The sequence below is a fragment of the Flavobacterium sp. LAR06 genome (assembly GCF_041946075.1).
GTDB lineage: Bacteria > Bacteroidota > Bacteroidia > Flavobacteriales > Flavobacteriaceae > Flavobacterium.
The window spans coordinates 1-24471 of the sequence record NZ_JAUTYT010000012.1; the positions used below are offsets into that span (position 1 = coordinate 1).

A 24471-nucleotide genomic window follows, 5' to 3' on the forward strand; every position below is an offset into this window, starting at 1 on the left:
CACGACCTGCTGATTACAAATCAGCTGCTCTAGCCAACTGAGCTACGCTGGCGACTCATTACGGGTGCAAATATAAAACGGATTTTCGTTTTTACCAAAATAAATTTGCAATAAATTTAAATAAAAAACCACCACTAAAAAGTGATGGTTTTATGTTGAGCCGGCGGAGGGACTCGAACCCACGACCTGCTGATTACAAATCAGCTGCTCTAGCCAACTGAGCTACGCTGGCGACTCATTACGGGTGCAAATATAAAGCGGTTTTTCGTTTTACCAAAATAAATTTGCACTTTTTTATACTTTTTTTCGCTTACAATTCGTTGATTTTAGCAATCAATTGATTAGCAGTTTCTTCCAATTCAACATTGATTTGTTTGAAGTGCGCTTTTTTGTTTTCAACGTTCTTTGCGTTCACTTTTGTGATCAAAGTATCGAAAGCAGCAATAGCCTGATCGATCAAAGCATTCGTTTCTGGAGTAGGATTTCCTGTAGTAGACATTTCAAATAAGTAAATTGCCTCAATAATATCTCCTAATACGAAGTTGATGTCTTTCTTTAAATTTTTAACGTTTGCCATTTTTATTTTAATTTTAATTTGCGTCTGCAAAAGTACATATAATCTTTATATTTAGCCCTATGAAATGTAAATTTCTAAAATAGAAGCTTTTCCGTTCAAAATAAATGCATTTATCTCAGCTGGAACCAAAACTGTATCTCCTTTTATATAGGTTTGTCTAAAACCATCAAATTCAATTTCAAAGCTTCCTTCAATACACATATAAACGGTAAATGTTTCTCCTGATTTAGAAACTTCCAGTTTATCTTTTAACGGAATAAAATTGGTCGTAAAATAAGGACAATCTACAACAGTATTTGAAGTATTGGCTTTTGTATCGTATTTCTTCTGCGTATCTACTTTTTTATAATTGATAGCATCAAGAGCTAAATCTACATGCAATTCTCTTTTATTCCCCTGAGCATCTACACGATCAAAATCATATAAACGATAGGTAATATCAGAAGTTTGCTGAATCTCGGCCACAACTAATCCTGCACCAATTGCATGCACGGTTCCCGTTTCTAAAAAGAAAACATCTCCAACCTTTGCCTTAACGTCATCTAAAATAGAAACTAGTGTGTTGTCGTTCAGGTGCTTTAAATATTCTTCTTTACTCGAATCTTCTTTAAAACCAACAATAATTCTTGCATCGGCATCAGCCTGAGTTACAAACCACATCTCCGTTTTACCAAAAGAATTATGACGCTCTTTTGCCAATTTATCATTTGGATGAACCTGAATAGAAAGATCTTCACGAGCATCTAAATATTTAAAAAGTAATGGGAATTGTTTTCCGAAACGTTTGTAAACTGTTGTTCCTAAAATTTCATTTGGCGTTTCATCAATAAGATCCATTAATGATTTTCCTTTTAAAAAGCCATTTGCAACAACACTTACATCGCCTTCAACAGTTGATAATTCCCAGCTTTCACCGGTAATTTTAGAAACTATTGGTTTATTCAGAATGGTTTTTAATTTTTCTCCGCCCCAGATTCTGTCTTTTAAAATGGGCTCGAATTGTAAAGGGTATAAGTTTGGTTTCATTTTTTTTCGGCTAATATCTTTATTAAATCGTTTTTGAACTAATACTAATTCTTTAGTTTATAATACTAATTCTCTAATTGTTTCTAAGGCTTTCTCAATATGTTTGGCTGCATTCATACTATCAAAAATATAAATTACAACACCATTTCTGTCTATAATATAAGTTACTCTTCCCGGCAAAAGACCAAATAAATTATTTCGAACTCCAAAAACTTGTCTCAGTCTTTTATCAGGATCTGATAACAATATAAAAGGCAATTCATGTTTCTTGGCAAATTTATGATGCGATTTTACGCTATCACTGCTAATCCCGATTACCTCAGCACCCAAATCCTTGAAATCCTCGTACTGATCCCGAAAACTGCATGCTTCAGTAGTACAACCTGGAGTATTATCTTTTGGATAAAAATAGATCACGAGTGGCTTTCGACCCAAAAAACTTTGGCTTTCAAAAACTTCTCCATGACTATCTTTAGCAGTAAAATTCGGAACGATATCTCCTATTTTTAATGACATTTACTATTCTCCTTTATAAGTTACAAAATTGCGGTCCGTTTCATTCAAAACAACTTCTAAATCAAAGTCGGCATGAATTTTTTTTCTAATTTTATTCCATATCACAACCGCAATATTCTCAGCAGTTGGGTTCAAATCCTGAAATTCCGGAACATCCAGATTCAGATTTTTGTGATCAAACGGTATTTCTACTTCTTCATGTATAATATCCGCTAATACTTTCACATCTAAAACAAAACCAGTTTCTGTGTCAATTTTTCCTGTAACACTCACTGTTAAACCATAATTATGACCATGAAAATTGGGATTATTACATTTTCCAAAAACAGCATTGTTTTTCTCAAACGTCCAATCTTTCCTGTGCAATCGATGTGCAGCATTAAAATGTGCTTTTCTTGATATGGTTACTTTCATTTGGGCTTTTGGTTGTCTTGGTTAAATTTTATGGTCTTCTAAATAATGATAAAATTCATCAAATATTATTTTGAACCAAACAGTGTAAATTTCGGGCTGTCTTTCAATATCTTCTTTTATATCTTCAATCTTCATCCATTTCCAGTCCTCTACCTCATCATGGTTAATCTCAGGGTTTTCATTAAAATACCCAATCATAACATGATCGAGCTCATGCTCTGTTAATCCGTTATCAAAAGGAGCTTTATATATAAAATGAAAAAGTTCTTTCAGTTCCGCTTTAAACCCCATTTCTTCAAATAATCTTCGGCTTCCGGCTTCAATGTTACTTTCACCTTCACGCTGATGACTGCAACAGGTGTTTGTCCAGAGTAAAGGAGAATGGTATTTTTGATGAGCACGCTGTTGTAACATTACCTCGTTTTTACTGTTTAAGATAAAAACAGAAAATGCGCGGTGCAAAAGTGCTTTTTCATGCGCTTCTAATTTTGGCATTAAGCCAATTTGCTCATCATTTTGATTTACTAATATTACGTTTTCTTCTATCATATGGCGTTTTGTACAAAACAAAAATACGAAAAAAGAAATGGCTTGAAAATCCTGAAAAAGATTGTGAAAAGTTTAACGAGCCTACATTTTCACAAGTCTTTACTATTCAAGACTTTAAAAACACCTATTTATTTAAAAACGTTTAAAAATAAGCTTAAAAAACTATATGCATTACTTTTACGTAAATAAAAAAAAGTTAAAACATACTTAAAAAAATCTCAATTGTAAATTAGACGACATTTCCAAAGTAACTCTCGTCGTACCTTTGGTTTATAAAATTACAGCCTCTCAAAAATTATGAAAACAAGAACCCAATTTTTCAGCCTTTGCTTTTTAATTCCGCTTTTTATTTTGCAGGCATGTGGCCAATCAACAAAAAAGCAAAACACAAAAACTATTGTTATGGAAAACAAAATAAATAAGTCCGGAAATCCTTATTACTCAAATACTGATACAACTGTATTGCACGTAAGTAATGCAGAATGGGAAAAAGTGTTACCAGAAGATGTTTACGCAGTAATGCGTGAGGCCGATACCGAAAGACCTTTTACAGGAAAATATTGGAATAGCGATGAAAAAGGAACTTACTACTGTGCTTCTTGCGGAAACAAACTTTTTAGATCTGGAGCCAAATTTTCCAGTAGCTGCGGATGGCCAAGTTTTTTTGAACAAGACAATAAAAAGAGCGTGGTTTATAAAGAAGATAATTCACTTGGAATGGAAAGGATTGAAGCTTTATGCGGACGCTGTGGCGGGCATTTGGGCCATTTATTTGATGATGGCCCCGAACCAACAGGAAAACGCTATTGCATGAACTCAATTGCCCTTGACTTTATTCCTGATAACAAATAATAAAAAAATGAAAAATACGATTTTAATTTGCTTACTTGCTTTATCCTTAAACGGATTTGCACAAAATAAAAAAGCTTCAAACCTTGAAACTATAACGCTTGGTGGTGGGTGCTACTGGTGCGTTGAAGCAGTTTACGAAAATTTGGATGGAGTAAAATCTGTTGTTTCTGGTTTCTCCGGAGGAAATATCGCGAATCCTACTTATGAAGAAGTTTGCACAGGTGAAACAGGTCACGCCGAAGTTGTTCAGATTACTTATGACAAAACTGTAACAGATATTAATGAAATTTTCAAGGTTTTCTTTACGGTTCACGACCCAACCACTTTAAACCGTCAGGGTGCAGATGTTGGAACACAATATCGTTCTGTCATTTTCTATAAAAATGACGAACAAAGAAAAGCAGCTCAAAGTATCATTGCTGAACTCAATAAAGCAAAAGTTTATAGCAGCCCGATTGTTACAAAAGTAGAGCCTTTTAAAAAGTTTTATAAAGCCGAGGATTATCACCAGAATTATTATGCAAACAATAAAAATCAACCGTATTGCAAAATGGTAATTCAGCCGAAAATAGAGAAATTTGAAAAAGTCTTCAAAGACAAACTCAAAAAGAAATAAACCATAAAAAAAGGGAAATGAATTAACTCATTTCCCTTTTTTTATTGGTCTTAAAACTATTGTTTAGCCACTTTTTTAAATCTCATCATTGGCACATCGCCCTCAATTAAATTTAGTTTTCCGTCTTTATCAATAGCATAACTTGTTATTTTTTTCATTTGCTGCAAAAACTGCTGCTCTCCCCCACCTTCGCAAAACATCATCGTTGCTGGTCCAGGCTCGCCAAAAGTTAATAATTTTCCATTTAAGGTATAAGGTGCGCTATATCCGTTGCATCCATTGTTCCCAAACACTTTTGTTTCTTTCTGGTCAAAAGTAATTTGTGGTTTTTTATTTGGATACAATCCCTCAAAAGCAATTCTTGGTCCTGAAATATATTCTAATTCCCAAGTTGTATCATAAATATTAGCTGTGTTTTTGACTTCTTTTGATGCCATACATGAAGTAAGTAATAATGTTAAAACTGAAACGACTGCAATAGTATATTTTTTCATAAATATTGTTTTTAAAAGATTAAAATTGTTTTTATAGAATGGTACTTCTCAATATTCGTGCCCGACTGCAAGTTTTATAAAAATTTAATATTTCATAAAAAGACCTCAGATTTGATTATGAAATTTCAATTTCTGATCTCTAAGTTACTTTATTTTAATTAAAAAACTATAGATCAAACACTTAAATTAAAACATACAATTATATTTTTTTTGTAATTTGCGGTGATCAAAAAACTAAAATCATCAATAAAAAACCAAAAAAATGAAGCAATTTCTTTTATTGTTTACCTTATTAATTAGTGCCGTCCCTATTCAGGCACAAGAAAACCTTCCAGCAGATTATCTTTCAAAAGAATTTCACAAAGGCCGACGCGAAGCTTTTAGAAATTTGATGCCAGCTAATTCTGTCGCAGTTGTTTTCTCTTACCCGGAAAGAGTTTTCTCCAAAGATGTTAATTACAACTACCATCAAAATCCTGATATGTATTATTTAACGGGTTACAAAGAACCAGACGGTGTATTACTAATCTTTAAAGAAAATCAGGGAACCGGTGAAACTTACAACGAAGTACTTTTTGTCAGAGAAAGAAATGCTGGAAGAGAAATGTGGACAGGAAGACGTTTAGGCGTTGAAGGAGCCAAATCTAAATTAGGATTTCCAAAAGCTTATAATGGTTCCGATTTTAATGCCTTTGCTATTGACTTCAAAAAATTTGATGAAATTATTTTTGACGAATCATCACCTGGAATTCAAGACAATACCTACGATCCTGCAGATTTATTTAATCTAATTCAGATTTTCAAAACAAAAGCCGGTATTGTAAGTGACGATAAAGCTTCAGCAAAAACTTTCACCAAAATTACCAACTCCCTTCGAGAAATCAAAACTCCTGAAGAAATGGAATTAATGCGCAAAACTGTTAAACTTTCCTGTGTTGCCCACAACGAAGTTATGAAAGCTGTTGGCCCGGATATGAGCGAAAACGAAGCTGACGGAATTCACGCTTACATTCACAAAAAATACGGTGCCGAGGGCGAAGGTTATCCACCAATCGTAGGTGTTGGCGCAAATGGCTGTATTTTGCATTATGGAGAAAACAACAGCACAAAAATGGATAATCAATTATTACTAATGGATGTTGGCTCAGAATATCATGGCTATTCTGCAGACGTAACGAGAACAGTTCCGGCAAATGGCAAGTTTTCTGAAGAACAAAAAGCCATTTACCAATTGGTTTATGATGCTCAGGAAGAAGTTTTTAAAATCTGTAAAGAAGGAACTCCTATTCAGGATTTAAATAAAAAATCAAAAGAAGTAATCGCTGCCGGATTAATTAAATTAGGAATCATTACAGATCCTAAAGATGTCAGACTATATTATCCTCACGGCTGTTCCCATTTCCTTGGCTTAGACGTTCATGATAAAGGAAATTACGGAGGAACCTTAAAAGAAAACATGGTGCTTACTGTTGAACCGGGAATCTATATTCCGGCAAACAGTAAATGCGATAAAAAATGGTGGAATATTGGTGTTCGAATCGAAGATGACATTGCAATCAAAAAAGATTCCTATGAAAATCTATCAGCAGAATCACCTAGAAAATGGGAAGAAGTCGAAAAAATGGCAGCACAAAAAAGTACTTTCAATGAAATGAAATTCCCTAAAATTTAATTTATAATTTTTAGGCACAGCTTAAAAGATTTTCACAAATTTTATAATCTAAGAGTTACGCCGAAAAATCTTTCTTTAATCTTTTAATCTGTAGCAAAAAAACAAAACCTCGTTTCAATTTTAAACGAGGTTTTTTTATGCAGTTTTAAGAAAAGCTTTTCAAACTTAAAGTGGATTTTACCGTACTTTTGTATTCCTAAAAATATAAAAAAATGAAAGCACTTACCTTTTCTTCTTTTGGAAATTCAGATGTTTTAGAATATATAGAAATACCGAATCCACAACTAAAAAGCGATGAAATTTTAGTCGAAATGAAAGCCATCGGATTAAACTTTGCCGATGTTTACAGACGAAAGGGAAATTATCACTTAAAAGGAAATCCGCCTTTTATTGCCGGTTATGAAGGTGCCGGGATTGTAGTTGACGCTAATAATCATCCGGAGTATAAAGTTGGAGATCGTGTGGCTTTCGCCGATGCTCCCTTCGCCAATGCCGAAATGGTTGCCGTAAACACAAATCATGTTTTACCCTTACCAGAAGCCATTTCTTTTGAAACCGCAGCCGCTATTTTATTGCAAGGTTTAACTGCACATTATTTAGCAACAGACAGTCATAAAACTCAAAAAGGCGAAACGGTTTTAATTCATGCCGTTGCTGGTGGAGTTGGTCAGACACTAACACAAATCAGCAAACTTTCAGGCGCCAATGTTATCGGTTTAACCTCATCATCAGACAAAGCAAAAGTAGCTTTTGAGCAAGGTGCAGATCATGTTTTTCTTTATAAGGACGATTGGAAATCGCAAGTTTTCAAAATAGCACCAAAAGGCGTGGATGTGGTTTATGACAGTATAGGAAGCACATTGATAGAAAGCTTCGAAGTCACAAAAGAATGCGGACAAGTCGTTTTCTTCGGAATGGCAGGCGGTGATCCAGCGCCGGTAGATCCAAGAATGTTGATGGATGGTTCTAAAACTTTAACTGGTGGCGATTTGTGGAGTTATTTAAACTCCAAAGAAGAACGAATCAAAAGAGCCAACCAGTTATTCTATTGGATTACCGAAGGAAAAATTACACTTTCAACACCAACATCTTTCAAATTATCTGAAGGAAAATTGGCGCACGATTTTCTGGAAAGCCGAAAAAGTACCGGAAAAATAATTCTGATTCCGTAAAACAAAGACTCACTTAAGTTTTTCGCCACGAATTCACGAATTTTAATTTTTATAATAATTCGTGAATTCGTGGCGATTTTTTCTAAAACACTTTATACTACAACTGATTAATCTCAATCTTCGTCAATTCAGACAATTCTAAGATTCTGTCAACCTCATTCTTATTGGCTACAAAAAACAAATAATTATCCCCCTGTGTATTGTAGGTCATTAATTCAAAATTACGCTTCTCTAAAGCCGATTGAAGATAAGGGAACAAATCATGACTGTATGTTTCGTCTGGATATTCGAAATTCAAATCTTCGCCAATCATTTCTGAGATAAAATATTCTGCATCTTCGGGATCAAATTTCCAATCACTGTTCCAGCAATCTATACTTTCAAAAAAACTCCAATGATTTTCAACAATCTTATGATATTCTTTTGATTCTTTTTTAAAATTCTTCAAAAGCTTTTTAGCTTGTTTTTGAAGTAATTTTTCTTCGACATTTCCTCTTGAAACCAGCGTGATAAATTCTTCAAAAGTTCCCTGGTTTATCTCGATTTCTTCCGGTAATAAATTATCTTCTGATGGAAGCTCGATACCCTCAGGTAATTCGATTTGCATATACTGGCAAATGCCTTGCAAAACTCTTCCGAATTCTTTAAAACCTATTTTCTGAACATCATTTTTCGGGTCATTAATGTCAATATATTCCGTATCAAGTATTCCTCTGACATAATCAAGAAAATAACTATTATTGTACAAAATTCTAAAATCATTAGTTTCTAAACTATTGGTGCAACAAAAGAAAATGACGAAATTATGCAAAACATGTTTTAAATGTTTTTTCATTTCCGGAGTTGGCGGCTCCGTATAAAATTGAATATGAATATAATCGTATTCTAATTCTGCCTGAATATCCTCTTCTGAGATAGCTCCAATATTGAGTTTTTTATACAATTCATTTAAAACTTCATAAGCATTTTTCAATCCCGCTTTCTTAATTCCATTTTGCGCTTCTTCATTATTAAATGAATTTGGAAACGAATATAAATTTACCGAAACCGTATCATAAATCCCTATTAGTTTAATCTCTAATTTATTCTCTTCATCATATAAATAAGAATAAATTGAATCAACAACATCAAAAGAAACAATCGATTTTGGATCATTATTTCTGCCAAATAAATTAGAAAAGAAATCTTTTATCAAAATATATTATTTTAAAGTTTCAGCAATCATTAAAGCACATTTTTCACCATCAATTGCAGCTGAAATAATTCCACCCGCATAACCCGCTCCTTCTCCACATGGATACAAACCTTTTATTTGTAAATGCTCGTAAGTTAAAGGATCTCTCGGAATTCTAACGGGAGATGATGTTCTGCTTTCCGGAGCATGTAAAATCGCTTCGTTAGTCAAATAACCACGCATCGATTTTCCGAATTCTTTAAAACCTTCACGTAAAATCTGTGATAAAAACCCAGGGAAAACCTGCCCCATTTCAACCGAAGTTGTTCCCGGAACATAAGACGTTTTCGGAATATCAGCCGAAACTTTATTTTGGGTAAAATCAACCATACGCTGAGCCGGAACTTTTTGAGTCTCTCCTGCCAAATGCCATGCTTTTTGTTCAATACTTTTTTGAAATTCCATTCCGGCTAAAGCTCCAAATTTTGCAAAAGGTTTAAAATCTTCCAATTTCAATTCGATCACAATTCCTGAGTTTGCCGTAGCCTGATCCCGTTTAGATGGCGACCAGCCATTTGTAACCACTTCACCCGGACTTGTAGCGCAAGGTGCAATAACACCACCCGGACACATACAAAACGAATACATTCCCCGTCCGTTTACTTGTTTTACGATAGAATATGGTGCCGGAGGCAAATGCTCGCCACGATAATCACAACTGTACTGTATACTATCTATTAGTTCTTGCGAATGTTCTGCACGAACCCCTAAAGCAAAAGGTTTTGCTTCTATAAAAATTTTCTTTTTATCTAATAATTCAAAAATATCACGCGCCGAGTGTCCTGTTGCCAAGATTAATTTATTCGCCAGAATTTTGTCTCCTGTTTGCGTTACGATTCCTTCAACTTCATTATTTTTCACCAAAATATCAGTTACTCTGGTATCAAACAAAACCTTACCACCAAATTCGATGATTTTATTTCGAATATCTTCAATGATTTTAGGTAATTTATTCGTTCCAATATGTGGATGCGCTTCAACCAAAATATCTTCAGAAGCTCCAAAAGCTACTAAAAGTTCTAAAATTCTGGTAACATCGCCACGTTTTTTTGAACGTGTATATAATTTTCCGTCAGAATAGGTTCCGGCCCCGCCTTCTCCAAAACAATAATTAGAATCTTCGTTTACTAAATGATCCACATTGATTGCTTTTAAGTCACGTCGGCGACCGCGGACATCTTTTCCGCGTTCGATTACAATTGGCTTTAAGCCTAATTCAATTAATTGCAATGCAGCAAAAAGTCCAGCCGGACCTGCTCCAACTACGATTACTTCCTGCGCAGAAGAAACGTCTTTATATAGAGGTAATTCGATTTTAGTTTCCTGAAAAGGTTCGCCCTGCAAATAGATAATTACTTTCAAATTGATTTTGATCGCTTTTTGACGCGCATCAATCGAACGTTTTAAAATAGAAATATGTTGAATTTCCTTAGGAGAAACCTTTATTTGTTTAGACAAATAGTCTTTTAGCAACAATTCGTTTGCAGCTATTTCCGGAGTTACCTGAAGTAAAAGTTCTCTTGGCATTGTATTTTATTTTTCAATTAGCTTTTCTATTTATGAAAAGAACATGCAAAAATAACATTTTGAAATGAGATTATATAATTAACAGCAAAGTGCGCAAAGATTTAATTTTACTTTGTGTATTTTTTTTCGTAAAACCATACCTTTAAAAAATCTTAGCGCACTTTGCGGTTAATTATGTAGCAACTTTTCTCTTCTTCGTAGAAATAGACTTTGTACCTTTGCATCTCTGAACCTATGCCCCTTAAAAAAATGTCTAGAAAAATAAAATTAATTTGGGATTTTCGTGGTCCGGCATCAGCAAAAACAGCCGAACATCACGAAATTCATTTGAAAGAATATATCGCTATAGAAAAGCTTCCGCTAAATATTACAGGTTTTAAAATTGTAAACGACATGCACGCGACTGCTTTTATGGTGGTTACAGAAGAAAATATGATTTCGGTAAGAGATGCTTTGAAACCGCATCGTGGGGAGGTTTATTCTGAGTGAGATGTGAAATGAAAAATGTGAGATGTATGTATCAAAAATACATTTCACATCTCACATTTAACTTATAACTAATTAGCTACTTCACTAATAAACTTAATTCTCATCAACCTTAATTCATCAATATCATAATCACCATCAAATTCCTTCAATGCATCTTCGATTTTATCTGATTCTGATTCCATGAAATAATCGTGAATTTCTTCCTGCTGATCATCATCAAGCATATCATCAACCCAATATTTAATATTCAGTTTTGTACCAGCATAAACGATCTGTTCCATTTCTTTGATCAAAGCGTCCATCGTTAAACCTTTTGCAGAAGCAATATCATTTAAAGATAACTTTCTATCTATATTCTGAATGATATATAGTTTATTGGCCGAATTTACTCCGGTAGATTTAACTACTAAATCGTCTGGTCGGATAATATCATTATCTTCAACATAACGACTGATCAGAGCTACAAATTCGCCACCGTATTTTTTTGCTTTTCCTTCGCCAACTCCATGGATATTATACAATTCCGTTAAGGAAATTGGATATTTCAAAGCCATATCTTCTAAAGAAGGATCCTGAAATACCACAAATGGAGGAACTCCTAGTTTCTTAGCAACTTTTTTACGAAGTTCGCGCAACATCCCCATTAAAACTTCATCAGCTGTTCCTGATGATTTTGATGCTGTTACGATTGCTTCATCTTCAGATTCATTGTATTCATGATCCTCAGACATCAAAAAGGATACGGGTTTTTTAATGAAGTTCAAACCTTCTTTAGTGATTTTCACTACACCATACGTTTCAATATCTTTTGATAAATAACCTGCAACTAAAACTTGTCGAAGCAAAGCCATCCAATATTTTTCGTCATGATCTGATCCTGAACCAAAAAAAGACTGTGTATCTGTTTTATGTGCCTTAATAACTGCATTTATGCGACCAATTAAAGTAAACACAATTTCTTTTGATTTGTAAATATGTTTGGTGTCACGAACGATTTCCAACAATTTAACGACCTGATCTTGTGCTTCGATTTTATTCTTCGGATTACGAACGTTATCGTCCATATCTGCGCCTTCTCCGGTTTCGCTGTCAAACTCTTCACCAAAATAATGCAATAGGAACTTTCTTCGTGACATTGAGGTTTCGGCGTAAGCCACAACTTCCTGTAAAAGGGCGAAACCAATTTCCTGTTCAGCGACTGGTTTTCCTGACATGAATTTCTCCAGCTTTTCTACATCTTTATAAGAGTAATAAGCTAAACAATGTCCTTCTCCTCCATCACGACCGGCACGACCCGTTTCCTGGTAATAACTCTCAAGTGATTTTGGAATATCGTGATGAATTACAAAACGAACGTCTGGTTTATCAATTCCCATTCCGAAAGCGATTGTTGCTACCACCACATCTACGTCTTCCATCAAAAACATATCCTGGTGTTTGGCACGGGTTTTAGCATCCAGACCTGCGTGATAAGGAACAGCACTGATTCCGTTTACTTGTAAAACTTCGGCAATAGATTCGACTTTTTTACGGCTTAAGCAATAAATAATTCCGGATTTGCCTTTATGTTGTTTGATAAATCGAATGATATCCGATTCAATATTTTTCGTTTTTGTGCGAACTTCGTAGTACAAGTTCGGCCTATTGAATGATGCTTTGAAAGTATTTGCATCAGACATATCAAGGTTTTTCAGAATATCTTCCTGAACTTTTGGGGTTGCAGTTGCGGTAAGTCCTATAATTGGTACCTGACCTAATTGTTTTATTATATTTTTTAGATTTCGGTATTCCGGCCGAAAATCATGTCCCCATTCTGAAATACAATGCGCTTCATCAATTGCGACAAACGAAATGGGCACACTCTGTAAAAAAGCCACATATTCTTCCTTTGTCAAAGATTCCGGCGCCACATACAATAGTTTGGTTAAACCTGAGGTAATGTCTTTTTTTACTTGTGCAATTTCTGTTTTTGTGAGGGAGGAATTTAGCACATGGGCAATTCCGTTTTCTGAAGAAAGGCTTCGAATCGCATCAACCTGATTTTTCATCAAAGCAATCAAAGGAGAAACAACAATAGCTGTTCCGTCTTGAATTAAAGCGGGTAATTGATAACAAAGAGACTTTCCACCGCCGGTTGGCATAATTACAAAAGTATTCTTCTTATCTAAAATACTCGTAATGACTTGCTCCTGCAAGCCCTTAAATTGGCTAAAGCCGAAATACTTCTTTAATTCCTTGTGTATTTCAATTTCGTTTGAATTCATTCTTTATATTAATGGATATTTTGTATAAATTTGCAACACATAAAGATACAACTTTCTTTTATACATACAAATTTTAAATATTCTGTTTTGATTTCAAAAGAAAATATATTGGCGATCGCCAAAAAAACCATACTATCTGAAAGTGAAGCGATTACAAAGTTAATTGATTTTCTTGACGAAAATTTCTACGAAGCTGTTCAACGCATTTACGAAACCAAAGGCCGATTGATCGTTACCGGAATAGGAAAAAGCGCAATAATTGCCCAAAAAATGGTTGCTACTTTTAACTCAACCGGAACCCCTTCTATGTTTCTACATGCCTCAGAAGCTATTCATGGCGACTTAGGAATGATTCAAAAAGAAGACATCATTATTTGCATTTCAAAAAGCGGTAACAGTCCTGAAATAAAAGTCCTTGTTCCTTTATTGAAACGTTTCGGAAACATTTTAATTGCCATCACAGGAAACATAACTTCATCTTTAGCAAAAGGCTCTGATTACGTCCTGAACACTACAGTTGAGATGGAAGCCTGCCCAATAAACCTTGCCCCAACAAACAGTACAACAGCACAGCTTGTAATAGGTGATGCATTAGCCGTTTGTTTGATGGAAATGCGCGATTTTAAACCAGAAGATTTTGCCGTATATCACCCAGGTGGTGCTTTAGGAAAAAAACTATTACTTCGTGTGAAAGACATGATTGAACATTCGTTAAAACCAATGGTTACACCAGAGACTTCAATCAAAAAAGCTATTTTTGAAATCTCTGAGAAAAGATTAGGCGTTACTGCCGTAATCGAAGAGGGCAAAATTATTGGAATTATTACCGATGGAGACATCCGAAGAATGCTAAACGACGTAGATACTATTGCAGACTTAACGGCAAAAGATATTATGTCTAAAAACCCTAAATTAATCTCTTCCGAAACCATGGCGGTAGACGCTTTGAATATGATGGAAGATTTTTCAATAACACAATTAATTGTCGCTGACAATGGTGAGTACAAAGGAGTATTACATTTACATGACATTTTAAAAGAAGGAATCGTATAATGGCAAAAAAGAACCTTGGCGAGATGTCATTTTTAGACCATCTTGAAGAACTAAGATGGTTATTAGTTAGAAGTACAACTGCAACACTGATTATGGCATTTGTAACTTATTTTATTAGTGATTATTTATTTGATGAAATTATTTTAGGCCCGACCAAACCATCTTTTTTTACTTATCGCTGGTTTTGCGATTTATCACATCAACTAGGTTTTGCCGACAGCATCTGTATCACCGAACTGAATTTCATTATTCAGAATACGGAAATGGAAGGTCAGGTAAACATCTTTGTCTGGATGTGTATTTTGGCTGGTTTCATTTTAAGTTTTCCTTATATTTTATTCGAAATCTGGAAATTCATTAGTCCTGCCTTATATGAGAAAGAAAGAAAAAATGCGAGAGTATTTATATTCACTTCTTCTTTACTTTTCTTTTTAGGGGTATTATTTGGCTATTTTGTTGTTATTCCGATGTCAGTTAATTTCGTGGCGACTTTCTCTATAAGTGATGTCGTAAAGAATCAGTTTACAATCGACTCCTATATGGGAATGGTAAAAACAAGTATTTTAGGAAGTGCAATCTTTTTTGAATTGCCGATCGCTATTTATTTCTTAACCAAATTAGGATTAGTAACTCCTGCTTTTTTAAGAAAATATTGGAAGTATGCTGTGATTATCATTTTGATTATTGCCGCAATCGTAACTCCTCCGGACGTAGTAAGCCAGACTATTGTAGCAATACCAATGTTGCTAATTTACGAGGTGAGTATCCTGATTTCAAAAGTTGTTTATAGAAATAAATTAAAAGAAAATGTCTGAATTAATTCAAGAATTTAACGACTATCGTTCTAAAATGAACGAAAAACTATTAGCTGACAATAACAAAATTGTAAAGCGAATTTTCAACCTTGACACCAACGCTTATGCGCCAGGAGCTCTTGATGTAAAAACAAAAGAACTTTTAGGATTAGTGGCTTCGGCAGTTTTGCGTTGTGATGACTGCGTAAAATATCACTTAGAAACAAGCCACAAAGAAGGTGTTACCAAAGAAGAAATGATGGAAGCAATGGGTATCGCAACTTTGGTTGGAGGAACAATTGTAATTCCGCATTTAAGGAGAGCTTACGAATTTTGGGAAGCTTTAGAAGAAGCTGAAACTAAATAATTGTTAATAGGTTAATTTGTTGAATCGTTTATTCGTTAATTTGTGCCGAATAAACGATTCAAACGTTTAAACGATTAAACTAAGAAAATGAAATTAAGAGCCGATAATTTAATCAAAACCTATAAGGGACGTAGTGTTGTAAAAGGAATTTCTGTTGAAGTAAATCAAGGAGAAATCGTGGGGCTTTTGGGTCCAAATGGTGCTGGGAAAACAACTTCGTTTTATATGATTGTGGGATTGGTAAAACCAAATCAGGGAAACATTTATCTGGACGATCTGAATATTACTGATTACCCTATGTACAAACGTGCACAACAAGGGATTGGTTATTTAGCACAGGAAGCTTCGGTTTTTAGAAAATTGAGCATTGAAGATAACATTCTAAGTGTTTTGCAATTGACTAAACTGACGAAAGATGAGCAAATTGCAAAAATGGAAAGCCTAATTGAAGAATTCAGTTTAGAGCATATCCGTACCAACCGAGGCGATTTACTTTCGGGAGGAGAACGTCGTCGTACTGAAATCGCACGCGCTTTAGCAACAGATCCTAAATTTATTTTATTGGATGAACCTTTCGCGGGAGTTGACCCGGTTGCGGTTGAAGACATCCAAAGAATTGTGGCACAATTAAAAAATAAAAACATCGGAATCTTAATTACCGATCACAACGTTCAGGAAACCCTGGCGATCACAGATAAAACATATCTAATGTTTGAAGGAGGAATTTTGAAAGCCGGAGTTCCGGAAGAATTAGTTGAAGATGAAATGGTTCGCCGCGTTTATCTTGGACAAAACTTCGAGTTACGTAAAAAGAAACTTGAATTTTAATAAATAGTGTTCAGTGTTCAGTTTGTTAGTTATCAGTTCTTCACTGAACACTAAAAGCCCTAACACTAAATACTATTTAGTGTTCAGTTTGTTAGTTAGCAGTTTTCGCTGAACACGATTAAACTGAACACTGAACACCATTACTCAACTGTAATAAACTGCAACTGTTCTAAATCGCCATTATAGATATTAACATCTACTCTGTGTTTGATTCCCGGCAAAGAAGCTTTCTCTGTAAATTGCCAAAAAAGCCAATCGTCTTCGATTTTTTCTCTATAAAAATTGTAGTTGGCAATCCAAAACAAATACTCGCTGAATTCCTCTTTTAAGAAATCGTCATAATAGCTTTCTCCTGTATAAATTATTGGGCGAACCTGATAATGCTTTTCAACTTTAGTTAGCCATCTTTTCAAACCTTTTTTCAAACTATCCAAAGGTTGATTTTTTGGCAATTTTTCAATATCTAAAACAGGAGGCAAATCTCCTTTTTGTAATTTCACAGTTTTAATAAAAAGATTGGCCTGCTCGATAGAATTTTCGTTTGGCCGATAATAATGATACGCGCCACGCATTATTTTATTCTCTTTTGCGCCTTCCCAATTCTTTTTAAATTGTCCATCTACCCGATCGTTTCCGGCAGTAGCACGAACAAACACAAAATGAACCGGATATTTTTCCTCTAGAACTTCAACCTCTTCCCAATCGATCTTTCCCTGAAATTCAGACACATCAATACCAATCACTTTCCCTTTATGATTCTCCAAAACCCGAATGTTTCGAACATCAGAAAGATGCTTGTCAACCTCATCTTCCTCTAAAACTTTATCCGATTTAAATCCGAGGTAATAAGCCAATCCGGCGCGATAATGATAAACAGTTCCAATGAAAAGCAATGCTAAAAAAGAGTATGCGATAAAGCGGATCAATCTACTAAAAGCAGAACGAGTTGGTTGTGTTTTTCGGGAATAAGAAGTTCGTCTTGTCGTTTTTCTTGCCATTCGGATAAAACTACTTTTTCAAAAAAATATTATTGACAACTGACAACAACACGTAAAAAATGATAATTAACGGAATAGCTATATAATGCAACAAAAGCACCATTAAAACAGACACTATCAAAAATAATATTTGAAGTGCATTTTCTTTAAAGCTAAATTTCTTGATTTTTAAAGAAAATAACGGAATTTCAGCATTCAAAATATAAGCACTACATAAAGTAATAACCAATAAAACCCATTGATTGGTTAGAATTTCTAACATCATTAATGAATCGGAATATTTCAAAACTAAAGGCAAACTCAAAATAAACAATGCATTTGCCGGCGTTGGTAAGCCAATAAACGAATCGGTTTGACGAGTATCAATATTGAAATTTGCTAATCTATAACAAGAACCTAAAGTCACGATAAATCCTAAAAACGGAATCGCCGGATTGTTTCCCAATTCGTGAGCACTGTTTGCAAACAAACTATACATTACATAACCTGGAGCAACACCACTAGTTACCATATCAGCCAAAGAATCCAACTGTAAACCAAGCGGGCTTGAAACTTTGAACAATCGGGCAAAAAAACCATCAAAAAAATCGAAAAAGATTCCTAAACAAACCATATAAAAAGCCATTTCATAATTGGCTTCAGAAATAAAAACAACTGCAATACAACCGCAGAAAAGATTGATTAATGTAATTAAATTAGGAATGTGTTTTTTAATATTCATCTTTATAAAATTTGATAATGGTGAGGAACAAATTTAGTATAATAACTGCATGTACAAGCCGTTTTTTTAAGAGTTTTTTATTTGAAATTTTGACTTTCGCAATAATTATCAAAAGGAATAAATTAGATGAGTAAAATATTATATTTTTGATAAAAATTAAAATAGGCCTCAGTCTGCAAAAAAATATACGTTGAAGAAAACCTTACTGCTTTTATTGTTTTGGAGCTGCACGCAACAATATGCACAAACTGTTCGAAAATATTCGAATGAATTTATGAATATTGGAGTCGACGCAGCTGCATTAGGAATGTCGAGTGCCGTGGTTGCTTCAACCAATGACGTAAATGCTGTGTATTGGAATCCGGCAGGTCTTACACATCTTGAAGATCATCAGATCTCTTTAATGCATGCCAATTATTTTGCCAATATAGCGCAGTATGATTATATAGGATATGCGAGCCCCATTGATGACAGAAGTGCCTGGGGGATCTCGATGATTCGTTTTGGAGTTGATGACATCATGGACACAACTGAGTTAATTGACAGCCAGGGAAATATTGATTACAACCGAATTCGTTTGTTCTCAACTGCCGATTATGGTTTTACCTTTTCATACGCAAGGAAATTGCCTGTAGAAGGTTTTCAATACGGTATTAATGCAAAAGTAATTCGTCGAATTATTGGAGAATTTGCTAATTCGTGGGGATTTGGTTTTGATTTTGGATTACAGTTTGAACGAAATGACTGGAAATTCGGATTAATGCTTCGTGATATTACAACAACTTATAATGTCTGGAATATTGATGAAGAAGAATACGCAAAAATTGCCAACGCTATTCCGGGAGAAAATAACGAATTACCAGAAAGCACAGAGATTACTTTACCAAAAGCACAATTAGGAGTTTCAAAAACTTTTCACTTTCATAATGATTATAGTCTTTTGGTCGCTACAAATTTGAATATGCGTTTTGAACAGACAAACGATATTATTTCATCAAAAATAGTAAGTATTGATCCTGCAGTTGGTTTTGAGTTTGGATATACCGATTTGGTTTTCTTAAGAGCCGGAGCTGGAAATTTCCAGAACGTAATGCAATTAGATAATACTGAAAAAGTAAATTTTCAGCCTAATATTGGATTAGGATTTAAATATAAAGGTATTCAGGTCGATTACGCTCTAACTGATTTAGGAAACCAAAGTACCGCTCTTTATTCGAATATTTTTTCTTTAAAAGTCGATTTAGGTATCTTTAGATAATTTTTACAAACCATCAAACTTCTTAAAATTCTAAATTATGAAAAATGTCATTTTCAAAAAAACACTTTTTAGTTTACTATTATTACTGAGTTTTATTGGTTTCAGCCAGAATTTACCTTTATCAAAAGATGCCAAAGTAAGCGTACTTACTTGTGGACTTGGGAATGAATCCTATTCGTTTTTTGGACATACAGCCATTAGAATAGCTGATCCAGTCAACAATATTGATGTGGTTTATAACTATGGCACATTCGATTTTAGAACACCCAATTTTGTTGCCAAATTTGCCAAAGGTGACTTGCAATATTTTGCGACTGCCCATTCTTATGGGGATTTTATAAATGATTACACCTATGAAAAAAGAAGTGTTTTTGAGCAGGAATTGCTTATATCACCAGAATTGAAGCAAAAACTTTTTGACAAATTAAATGCAACGATATTTTCTGACGACCGTTATTACACCTACAAATTTATTGATAAAAACTGTACATCAATGGTTGTCGATGTTATCAATTCGACTTTAAATGAAAATGTAATTGTAAAAAAAGGCGAAACAGATATTACTTATCGCTCTATATTATTCCCTTATTTCAACGGACATTTTTATGAGCAATTGGGAACCAGTATTATTTTCGGAACCAAAGTTGATCAATTAGGAACGAAGATATTCCTGCCGTTTGAGTTAAAAAACAGTTTAGACAAAACAACTTTTCAAAACCATCCTTTGGCTGACAAAAGTAAAACATTACTACTTTTTGAGAAAGAAACACCAACATCGTGGTGGAATAATGTCTATACTTATCTTTTTATACTCGCATTTGTAGTTTTGGCACATAATAAAATAGTAGACAAAATTTATCTCTCAATTTTATCTTTAATAGGGGTCTTCTTTGTAGTGGTGGGATTTTATTCTTTTCACCAGGAGTTAGCGATGAATTACAATGTGCTTTTATTCAGCCCTCTTCTGTTGATTTTAATCTTGTTATCAATTCTTAAAAACAAAAGATGGACCTATCGATTTGCGGTTTTACATATCCTCTTTTTGATCGTTTACACCTTATTTATGATCAACAAAGCACACCTATTAATTGTTTCACCAATGATACTAACAAGTGGTTTTGTTTTAGTAAGAGTTGTGATCAGAAATAAAAAACGCATTCCGATTATTATCTAAACCATTTATTGTCCTCGATAAAACAAAACGGTAGTAATGGTTTTAAAAGTGATACTCAAATCGAGGAAAATGCTTCGATGTTTAATATAATATAAGTCATATTGCAACTTTATTAAACTTTCCTCAATTGATTCTCCATAAGAATAATTTACCTGTGCCCAACCCGTAAGCCCGGGCTTAATAACATGTCTCGTTTCATAAAAAGGCATAACCTTAGCAATTTCGTTCACAAAGTAAGGACGTTCCGGCCTAGGCCCGATTACCGCCATATCACCCTTCAAAATATTGATAAACTGAGGAAGTTCATCTATTCTTGATTTGCGCATAAATTTACCAAACGGAGTTATTCTTTTATCATTTGAAGAAGCAAATGCACCATTTATATCCGTGTTTTCCGTCATTGTCCTGAACTTATAAATCTCAAAAACAACCCCGTGTTTCCCTACTCTTTCTTGCGTGTAAAACAAACTTCCTTTATTAGCCAGAAGATTTCCGATTAAAATTAAAGGGATAAATAAAATACAAATTAGCAAGCCCGTAAACGAAAGCAAAAACTCAAGTACCCGAATTAAAGACAAATACAATTTATTACTATTGCTTCTGCTAAAAGGGAAAAAACGATAAAAATCTTTTGAAATATAATGCACCGGGATTCGTTGTGTTTTACTTTCATATACTTGCGTATACTCACGAATAATATTTCCGGACTCTAACAAGTGAAGCAGCTGTTGATACAAATCAGCAGTAATACCATCTGTTTTTTGTGATGCAATTACAATTTCAGAAATATTGTTTTTGGCAACAAATACTTCTAAATCATTCTTTTTAATTTCTTTTACATAATAGAAATCTGAGTCTTCATTTGAAACTAAATCGGAATTAACAAATCCTAAAACTTTATAGTGAGGATCGACATTTTCAAGTCCTAAAACCAATTCTTCAACCTGATTCTGATCACAAATTAAAATTACATTTTGCGAAAAACGATGCGATGCCAGAAAATACACATAGAAGTATCTCCAGGCTAATAATGCTCCCAGAATAGTAAAATAAAAAGCCAGAATAACCAAACGTTTTTTTGGTAACTCTGGTGATAAAATGGGGGTAAATAAATAAACTAAAACAGTCGTTGTGACGGTAAGAATGACACTTCGAAGAATCTGAAACTGATTACTGGCAACCTGTAGATTGTACATTTCGAAAATTGATCCGAAAACAGTCAGGTATGCAATTAACATGATGGGCCTAAAATAGTATGTCCTACTTAAACTGAAATACTGGACCTCAAATAAAAAATTCAGCAAAAACAGCGCTGACAAAATAAAAGCAACATCAAAAACTCTAAGAAGTATTTTCCTTTCCGATATTTCGAAATGCATTTTTTTATTTGATTTCATGTAATCTATTTTCTTTTGGTCTCTCTAGTTAGCGACAAATGTATTATAAAAAATAGAATTTACTCGACCGAATTTTCTTCCTTTTCAGAGAGTTTAACCTGCACAAAAAGTAGAGTTAATGCATACACAAATGCAGGAGCCGCAATTCGCATTGCAGCATGATTTATCGTTAATAGCCAAAAAACGTAAAAGGATAAAAAATAGAGATGCTGTCTGTTATTTATATAGAGTACAAGTGGGGTTAACAAAAGTATCAATAATCCAAATATGCCAAATAAACCATGCTCGCTTAGCATGCGCGTAATTTCATTATGAGAAGCGACTTCCATCCCAAAAGACTCTTTTCGTATTTCCTTTCCCATACCAGCACCAATACCCAAAACAGGGTTATCTAAAAAGAGTTTTATTTCTGTATCCATAATTATCTCTCTACCTCCCAGCTTGTCTTTTTTAGTCCTTCCTATTGCATCCTCATTGGAATATCGCTTAATAATTAAACCTCCTGTCTGTACGGAACTATATGACCAAATTCCCAGAGTCATTAAGATTGTTAATATAAAAACTAAACTAAATTTAGTTCTGCCTTTTGCATTAGAGAAATAATACAGTAAAAACAATAAACAAATAATCATTATTACTGCGGTTATAACACCACCTCTAGAAAAAGTAACCACTGCGCGATAACTAACGAAAAGAAATAAAAACCCATTTAGTAAAACCTCTTTTTTTGTTTTAGAAAATAAAACTAATTGAGTAAAGAAAATAAACATCCCTAATCCTAAAATTGTCGAGACCTGATTGGGTCCAAATCCTCCTGATGTTTCAAAATTGGATTGTGTACCCGTTACGACATCTTTTACACTTGGATTATATAAGAATAGATAAACTGTTGTTGCAACAATTGGCAGCCCTATAGTGGCAATGATTTTTTGCAAATCTGAAAATAAAACCCGCCGCTTAAACATATAAATAGCTGAAATAGCTAAACACAATGGACCGGACAAGTTGAAGACTAATGATTTTTTAACATCCAAATTATAATCTATATGCGTGGAGGTTATCAAAATTCCAGGAATTAGCAGTATTAGAAAAAACCAATAGATAAATGCATTTTTTGAAAAATTACTATATATCATACCGATGAACATAAAAGCAATTATATTTAACTTTACAAACTCGTTATTATAATTCCCATTTGTCATCCTCAAAAAAACTTCTATACCAACCAAATATGCTGTCACTAAAAGAACTTCGTTGTTTGCATTTTTATTTCTGTAAACAATGTAAAAACCAATTACAGGAATTAGAAGCGCTATTACTTTTGATAAAAAGGGCACAACAAAAACTACCAGTGCTACAAGAGTATGCAACAAGAGAAGTAAAGCATATGAGAATATTCCTTTTTTCATTTTTTATTATAAGCCAAAATTATTTGCTCGATCACTTTTTTCTCAGAATACTTTTCATCAATTAATTGCCCCAAATTATTCCCCATTTTCATTCTTGCCGAATCATCCTCAACAACTTTTAACAATTGTTCTTTTATTTCAAATTCAGAAAAAGGATTAAATAACAAACCAGTAAATTCATTTTTTATTATTATAGAACAGTATCCAACATTGGTAGAAACTACAGCCAAATTTTCTAAACCATATTCTAATAACGTAACAGGAAAACCTTCCTGTGTTGAAGTTAAAACTCCTATCGTTGATTGTGACAAAATATACCTGATGTCATTTTTTTCACCATATAAAAATATATGGTCAGCAAGTGAATTTGATTTAATAAAATTTTTCAGAATATCAGAGTAAATATCATAGTAATCCTTCCCAATTAAATGCAAACTCCACCCCATTTCATTTAACTTTAATTCGCAAAAGGCTTTTAAAATTAAAATATGATTTTTAGGATTTTTCAAATTTGCTAAGATCACAATTCTTTTACCATCATTTCCCTTTAAATTAGTTTCCTGCTTAACTATTTTAGGAAATCTTGTAAAATTAGGAATAAAAATCACTCGTGAACATTTCATGTTTTTTTTACTCCATTCAATAAGTTCATGATTAACCGCAAAAATAGAATAAAAGAAAATGGATAAAAAAACCAAAACCCTATTTTCTTTTTTAGTTTCCCTTACTCTGGTACCATAATGGTCATGCCAAACAATTTTTATTTTAGGCATAGTGAATTTTACTAAAACAGCTATAAAAAAAGAAGAACTGTGTGCATGAATTATATCAACTCTGTTTTTCTTTAAATACTTTCTCAATCTACTAATAGCAAAAAAATCGATACGTTTTTTTTTATTCAAAAACAGATAGCAAACCTTTGATTCTATCTGATTGCTTAATATACCTTCAGTACGAGTCGAAATTAAGCCCGAAAATTCAATTCTTTGAGCTAAAGCATTTGCATAATTTATTGCCATTCGTTCTGCACCACCTGGATTTAAAGAATCTATGATTTGAACAATTCTCAT

25 protein-coding genes and 1 tRNA gene are annotated in these 24471 nt (G+C 33.7%); 11 read left to right on the forward strand and 15 right to left on the reverse strand.

Annotation, left to right across the window (positions count from 1 at the left end):
• Nucleotides 1-158 precede the first annotated feature (158 nt).
• The 6 genes from Q7C23_RS16915 to idi all read right to left on the reverse strand — a co-directional run bounded on the left by Q7C23_RS16915 (nucleotide 159) and on the right by idi (nucleotide 3082).
• Nucleotides 159-232: transfer RNA gene (locus Q7C23_RS16915), tRNA-Thr, on the reverse strand.
• Nucleotides 233-310: 78 nt separating this feature from the next.
• Entirely contained in the window at nucleotides 311-577 is a 267-nt protein-coding gene (locus tag Q7C23_RS16920) for a hypothetical protein (protein ID WP_026982865.1), read from the reverse strand.
• A 57-nt stretch (nucleotides 578-634) separates the two neighbouring features.
• Complete coding sequence (locus Q7C23_RS16925; RefSeq protein WP_375033629.1) at nucleotides 635-1603, reverse strand: type I phosphomannose isomerase catalytic subunit; 969 nt, start codon at nucleotides 1601-1603, stop codon at nucleotides 635-637.
• A 57-nt stretch (nucleotides 1604-1660) separates the two neighbouring features.
• On the reverse strand, nucleotides 1661-2119 hold the full coding sequence (locus Q7C23_RS16930; RefSeq protein WP_375033630.1) for a peroxiredoxin: 459 nt from the start codon (nucleotides 2117-2119) through the stop codon (nucleotides 1661-1663).
• Nucleotides 2120-2122: 3 nt separating this feature from the next.
• On the reverse strand, nucleotides 2123-2533 hold the full coding sequence (locus tag Q7C23_RS16935; RefSeq protein ID WP_375033631.1) for a 6-carboxytetrahydropterin synthase: 411 nt from the start codon (nucleotides 2531-2533) through the stop codon (nucleotides 2123-2125).
• Nucleotides 2534-2554: 21 nt separating this feature from the next.
• Nucleotides 2555-3082 (reverse strand): isopentenyl-diphosphate Delta-isomerase, encoded by a 528-nt coding sequence (idi, locus tag Q7C23_RS16940; RefSeq protein ID WP_375033632.1) that lies wholly within the window; start codon nucleotides 3080-3082, stop codon nucleotides 2555-2557.
• 297 nt (nucleotides 3083-3379) lie between these two features.
• Here idi and msrB point away from each other — a divergent pair, with 297 nt between their 5' ends.
• Complete coding sequence (gene msrB, locus Q7C23_RS16945) at nucleotides 3380-3934, forward strand: peptide-methionine (R)-S-oxide reductase MsrB (RefSeq protein ID WP_375033633.1); 555 nt, start codon at nucleotides 3380-3382, stop codon at nucleotides 3932-3934.
• A gap of 7 nt (nucleotides 3935-3941) precedes the next feature.
• A complete protein-coding gene (gene msrA / locus Q7C23_RS16950) occupies nucleotides 3942-4550 on the forward strand; it encodes a peptide-methionine (S)-S-oxide reductase MsrA (RefSeq protein WP_375033634.1) in 609 nt (202 codons plus the stop codon).
• A gap of 56 nt (nucleotides 4551-4606) precedes the next feature.
• On the opposite strand, the gene Q7C23_RS16955 is transcribed toward msrA, so the two are convergent.
• Nucleotides 4607-5044, reverse strand: coding sequence for an META domain-containing protein (locus Q7C23_RS16955; protein WP_375033635.1), 438 nt, complete (start codon nucleotides 5042-5044; stop codon nucleotides 4607-4609).
• Nucleotides 5045-5306: 262 nt separating this feature from the next.
• Between Q7C23_RS16955 and Q7C23_RS16960 the strand changes: the two genes are divergently transcribed.
• Complete coding sequence (locus Q7C23_RS16960) at nucleotides 5307-6716, forward strand: aminopeptidase P N-terminal domain-containing protein (RefSeq protein WP_375033636.1); 1410 nt, start codon at nucleotides 5307-5309, stop codon at nucleotides 6714-6716.
• 212 nt (nucleotides 6717-6928) lie between these two features.
• On the forward strand, nucleotides 6929-7888 hold the full coding sequence (locus Q7C23_RS16965) for a quinone oxidoreductase (protein WP_375033637.1): 960 nt from the start codon (nucleotides 6929-6931) through the stop codon (nucleotides 7886-7888).
• Between the two features lie 97 nt (nucleotides 7889-7985).
• Here Q7C23_RS16965 and Q7C23_RS16970 read toward each other — a convergent pair whose 3' ends face one another.
• Both Q7C23_RS16970 and Q7C23_RS16975 read right to left on the reverse strand, forming a co-directional pair.
• The gene (locus tag Q7C23_RS16970; protein ID WP_375033638.1) at nucleotides 7986-9083 is read right to left on the reverse strand and encodes a hypothetical protein; all 1098 of its coding nucleotides are present in this window, start codon (nucleotides 9081-9083) and stop codon (nucleotides 7986-7988) included.
• Between the two features lie 6 nt (nucleotides 9084-9089).
• The gene (locus tag Q7C23_RS16975; RefSeq protein ID WP_375033639.1) at nucleotides 9090-10649 is read right to left on the reverse strand and encodes an NAD(P)/FAD-dependent oxidoreductase; all 1560 of its coding nucleotides are present in this window, start codon (nucleotides 10647-10649) and stop codon (nucleotides 9090-9092) included.
• Between the two features lie 249 nt (nucleotides 10650-10898).
• Between Q7C23_RS16975 and Q7C23_RS16980 the strand changes: the two genes are divergently transcribed.
• Nucleotides 10899-11138, forward strand: a complete 240-nt coding sequence (locus tag Q7C23_RS16980) for a hypothetical protein (RefSeq protein WP_375033640.1) — start codon at nucleotides 10899-10901, stop codon at nucleotides 11136-11138.
• Between the two features lie 68 nt (nucleotides 11139-11206).
• Here Q7C23_RS16980 and recQ read toward each other — a convergent pair whose 3' ends face one another.
• Complete coding sequence (gene recQ, locus Q7C23_RS16985) at nucleotides 11207-13402, reverse strand: DNA helicase RecQ (protein WP_375033641.1); 2196 nt, start codon at nucleotides 13400-13402, stop codon at nucleotides 11207-11209.
• A gap of 87 nt (nucleotides 13403-13489) precedes the next feature.
• Here recQ and Q7C23_RS16990 point away from each other — a divergent pair, with 87 nt between their 5' ends.
• The 4 genes from Q7C23_RS16990 (at nucleotide 13490) to lptB (ending at nucleotide 16444) form a co-directional block, all read left to right on the forward strand.
• Entirely contained in the window at nucleotides 13490-14455 is a 966-nt protein-coding gene (locus tag Q7C23_RS16990) for an SIS domain-containing protein (protein WP_375033642.1), read from the forward strand.
• Nucleotides 14455-15270 (forward strand): twin-arginine translocase subunit TatC, encoded by an 816-nt coding sequence (gene tatC, locus Q7C23_RS16995; RefSeq protein ID WP_375033643.1) that lies wholly within the window; start codon nucleotides 14455-14457, stop codon nucleotides 15268-15270. The genes Q7C23_RS16990 and tatC overlap by 1 nt, the downstream gene beginning before the upstream one ends.
• Nucleotides 15263-15616 (forward strand): carboxymuconolactone decarboxylase family protein, encoded by a 354-nt coding sequence (locus Q7C23_RS17000; protein ID WP_210665854.1) that lies wholly within the window; start codon nucleotides 15263-15265, stop codon nucleotides 15614-15616. The genes tatC and Q7C23_RS17000 overlap by 8 nt, the downstream gene beginning before the upstream one ends.
• An 87-nt stretch (nucleotides 15617-15703) precedes the next feature.
• A complete protein-coding gene (gene lptB, locus Q7C23_RS17005) occupies nucleotides 15704-16444 on the forward strand; it encodes an LPS export ABC transporter ATP-binding protein (protein WP_375033644.1) in 741 nt (246 codons plus the stop codon).
• 140 nt (nucleotides 16445-16584) lie between these two features.
• Here the strand turns inward: lptB and Q7C23_RS17010 are convergent, their stop codons facing one another.
• Nucleotides 16585-17442, reverse strand: a complete 858-nt coding sequence (locus Q7C23_RS17010; RefSeq protein ID WP_375033645.1) for a glycoside hydrolase family 25 protein — start codon at nucleotides 17440-17442, stop codon at nucleotides 16585-16587.
• Nucleotides 17443-17452: 10 nt separating this feature from the next.
• The gene (locus Q7C23_RS17015; protein ID WP_375033646.1) at nucleotides 17453-18163 is read right to left on the reverse strand and encodes a CDP-alcohol phosphatidyltransferase family protein; all 711 of its coding nucleotides are present in this window, start codon (nucleotides 18161-18163) and stop codon (nucleotides 17453-17455) included.
• 274 nt (nucleotides 18164-18437) lie between these two features.
• On the opposite strand from Q7C23_RS17015, the gene Q7C23_RS17020 reads away from it, so the two are divergent.
• The gene (locus Q7C23_RS17020; RefSeq protein ID WP_375033787.1) at nucleotides 18438-19421 is read left to right on the forward strand and encodes a PorV/PorQ family protein; all 984 of its coding nucleotides are present in this window, start codon (nucleotides 18438-18440) and stop codon (nucleotides 19419-19421) included.
• Nucleotides 19422-19458: 37 nt separating this feature from the next.
• Nucleotides 19459-20595 carry a DUF4105 domain-containing protein gene (locus tag Q7C23_RS17025; protein ID WP_375033647.1) on the forward strand — a complete coding sequence of 379 codons (1137 nt, stop codon included), beginning with the start codon at nucleotides 19459-19461 and terminating at the stop codon, nucleotides 20593-20595.
• Between the two features lie 5 nt (nucleotides 20596-20600).
• Here Q7C23_RS17025 and Q7C23_RS17030 read toward each other — a convergent pair whose 3' ends face one another.
• The 3 genes from Q7C23_RS17030 to Q7C23_RS17040 are packed head-to-tail and all read right to left on the reverse strand — an operon-like array spanning nucleotide 20601 to nucleotide 24471.
• Entirely contained in the window at nucleotides 20601-21992 is a 1392-nt protein-coding gene (locus Q7C23_RS17030) for an exopolysaccharide biosynthesis polyprenyl glycosylphosphotransferase (protein ID WP_375033648.1), read from the reverse strand.
• Nucleotides 21993-22051: 59 nt separating this feature from the next.
• Nucleotides 22052-23401: an O-antigen ligase family protein gene (locus tag Q7C23_RS17035; RefSeq protein WP_375033649.1), complete on the reverse strand. Its 1350-nt coding sequence runs from the start codon at nucleotides 23399-23401 to the stop codon at nucleotides 22052-22054.
• Nucleotides 23398-24471 carry a glycosyltransferase gene (locus tag Q7C23_RS17040; RefSeq protein WP_375033650.1) on the reverse strand — a complete coding sequence of 358 codons (1074 nt, stop codon included), beginning with the start codon at nucleotides 24469-24471 and terminating at the stop codon, nucleotides 23398-23400. Before Q7C23_RS17040 ends, Q7C23_RS17035 begins: the two co-directional genes overlap by 4 nt.

Coding starts and splice junctions, on each gene's coding strand:
- msrA (WP_375033634.1), top strand. CDS start 3,942: ATGAAAAATACGATTTTAATTTGCTTACTTGCTTTATCCTTAAACGGA.
- Q7C23_RS17000 (WP_210665854.1), top strand. CDS start 15,263: ATGTCTGAATTAATTCAAGAATTTAACGACTATCGTTCTAAAATGAAC.
- Q7C23_RS17020 (WP_375033787.1), top strand. CDS start 18,438: ATGAATATTGGAGTCGACGCAGCTGCATTAGGAATGTCGAGTGCCGTG.
- Q7C23_RS16930 (WP_375033630.1), bottom strand. CDS start 2,119: ATGTCATTAAAAATAGGAGATATCGTTCCGAATTTTACTGCTAAAGAT.
- Q7C23_RS16965 (WP_375033637.1), top strand. CDS start 6,929: ATGAAAGCACTTACCTTTTCTTCTTTTGGAAATTCAGATGTTTTAGAA.
- Q7C23_RS16955 (WP_375033635.1), bottom strand. CDS start 5,044: ATGAAAAAATATACTATTGCAGTCGTTTCAGTTTTAACATTATTACTT.
- msrB (WP_375033633.1), top strand. CDS start 3,380: ATGAAAACAAGAACCCAATTTTTCAGCCTTTGCTTTTTAATTCCGCTT.
- Q7C23_RS16960 (WP_375033636.1), top strand. CDS start 5,307: ATGAAGCAATTTCTTTTATTGTTTACCTTATTAATTAGTGCCGTCCCT.
- tatC (WP_375033643.1), top strand. CDS start 14,455: ATGGCAAAAAAGAACCTTGGCGAGATGTCATTTTTAGACCATCTTGAA.
- Q7C23_RS17025 (WP_375033647.1), top strand. CDS start 19,459: ATGAAAAATGTCATTTTCAAAAAAACACTTTTTAGTTTACTATTATTA.
- Q7C23_RS16980 (WP_375033640.1), top strand. CDS start 10,899: ATGTCTAGAAAAATAAAATTAATTTGGGATTTTCGTGGTCCGGCATCA.
- Q7C23_RS16935 (WP_375033631.1), bottom strand. CDS start 2,533: ATGAAAGTAACCATATCAAGAAAAGCACATTTTAATGCTGCACATCGA.
- Q7C23_RS16920 (WP_026982865.1), bottom strand. CDS start 577: ATGGCAAACGTTAAAAATTTAAAGAAAGACATCAACTTCGTATTAGGA.
- Q7C23_RS17030 (WP_375033648.1), bottom strand. CDS start 21,992: ATGAAATCAAATAAAAAAATGCATTTCGAAATATCGGAAAGGAAAATA.
- lptB (WP_375033644.1), top strand. CDS start 15,704: ATGAAATTAAGAGCCGATAATTTAATCAAAACCTATAAGGGACGTAGT.
- Q7C23_RS17035 (WP_375033649.1), bottom strand. CDS start 23,401: ATGAAAAAAGGAATATTCTCATATGCTTTACTTCTCTTGTTGCATACT.
- Q7C23_RS17010 (WP_375033645.1), bottom strand. CDS start 17,442: ATGGCAAGAAAAACGACAAGACGAACTTCTTATTCCCGAAAAACACAA.
- Q7C23_RS16975 (WP_375033639.1), bottom strand. CDS start 10,649: ATGCCAAGAGAACTTTTACTTCAGGTAACTCCGGAAATAGCTGCAAAC.
- idi (WP_375033632.1), bottom strand. CDS start 3,082: ATGATAGAAGAAAACGTAATATTAGTAAATCAAAATGATGAGCAAATT.
- Q7C23_RS17015 (WP_375033646.1), bottom strand. CDS start 18,163: ATGAATATTAAAAAACACATTCCTAATTTAATTACATTAATCAATCTT.
- Q7C23_RS17040 (WP_375033650.1), bottom strand. CDS start 24,471: ATGAGAATTGTTCAAATCATAGATTCTTTAAATCCAGGTGGTGCAGAA.
- Q7C23_RS16925 (WP_375033629.1), bottom strand. CDS start 1,603: ATGAAACCAAACTTATACCCTTTACAATTCGAGCCCATTTTAAAAGAC.
- recQ (WP_375033641.1), bottom strand. CDS start 13,402: ATGAATTCAAACGAAATTGAAATACACAAGGAATTAAAGAAGTATTTC.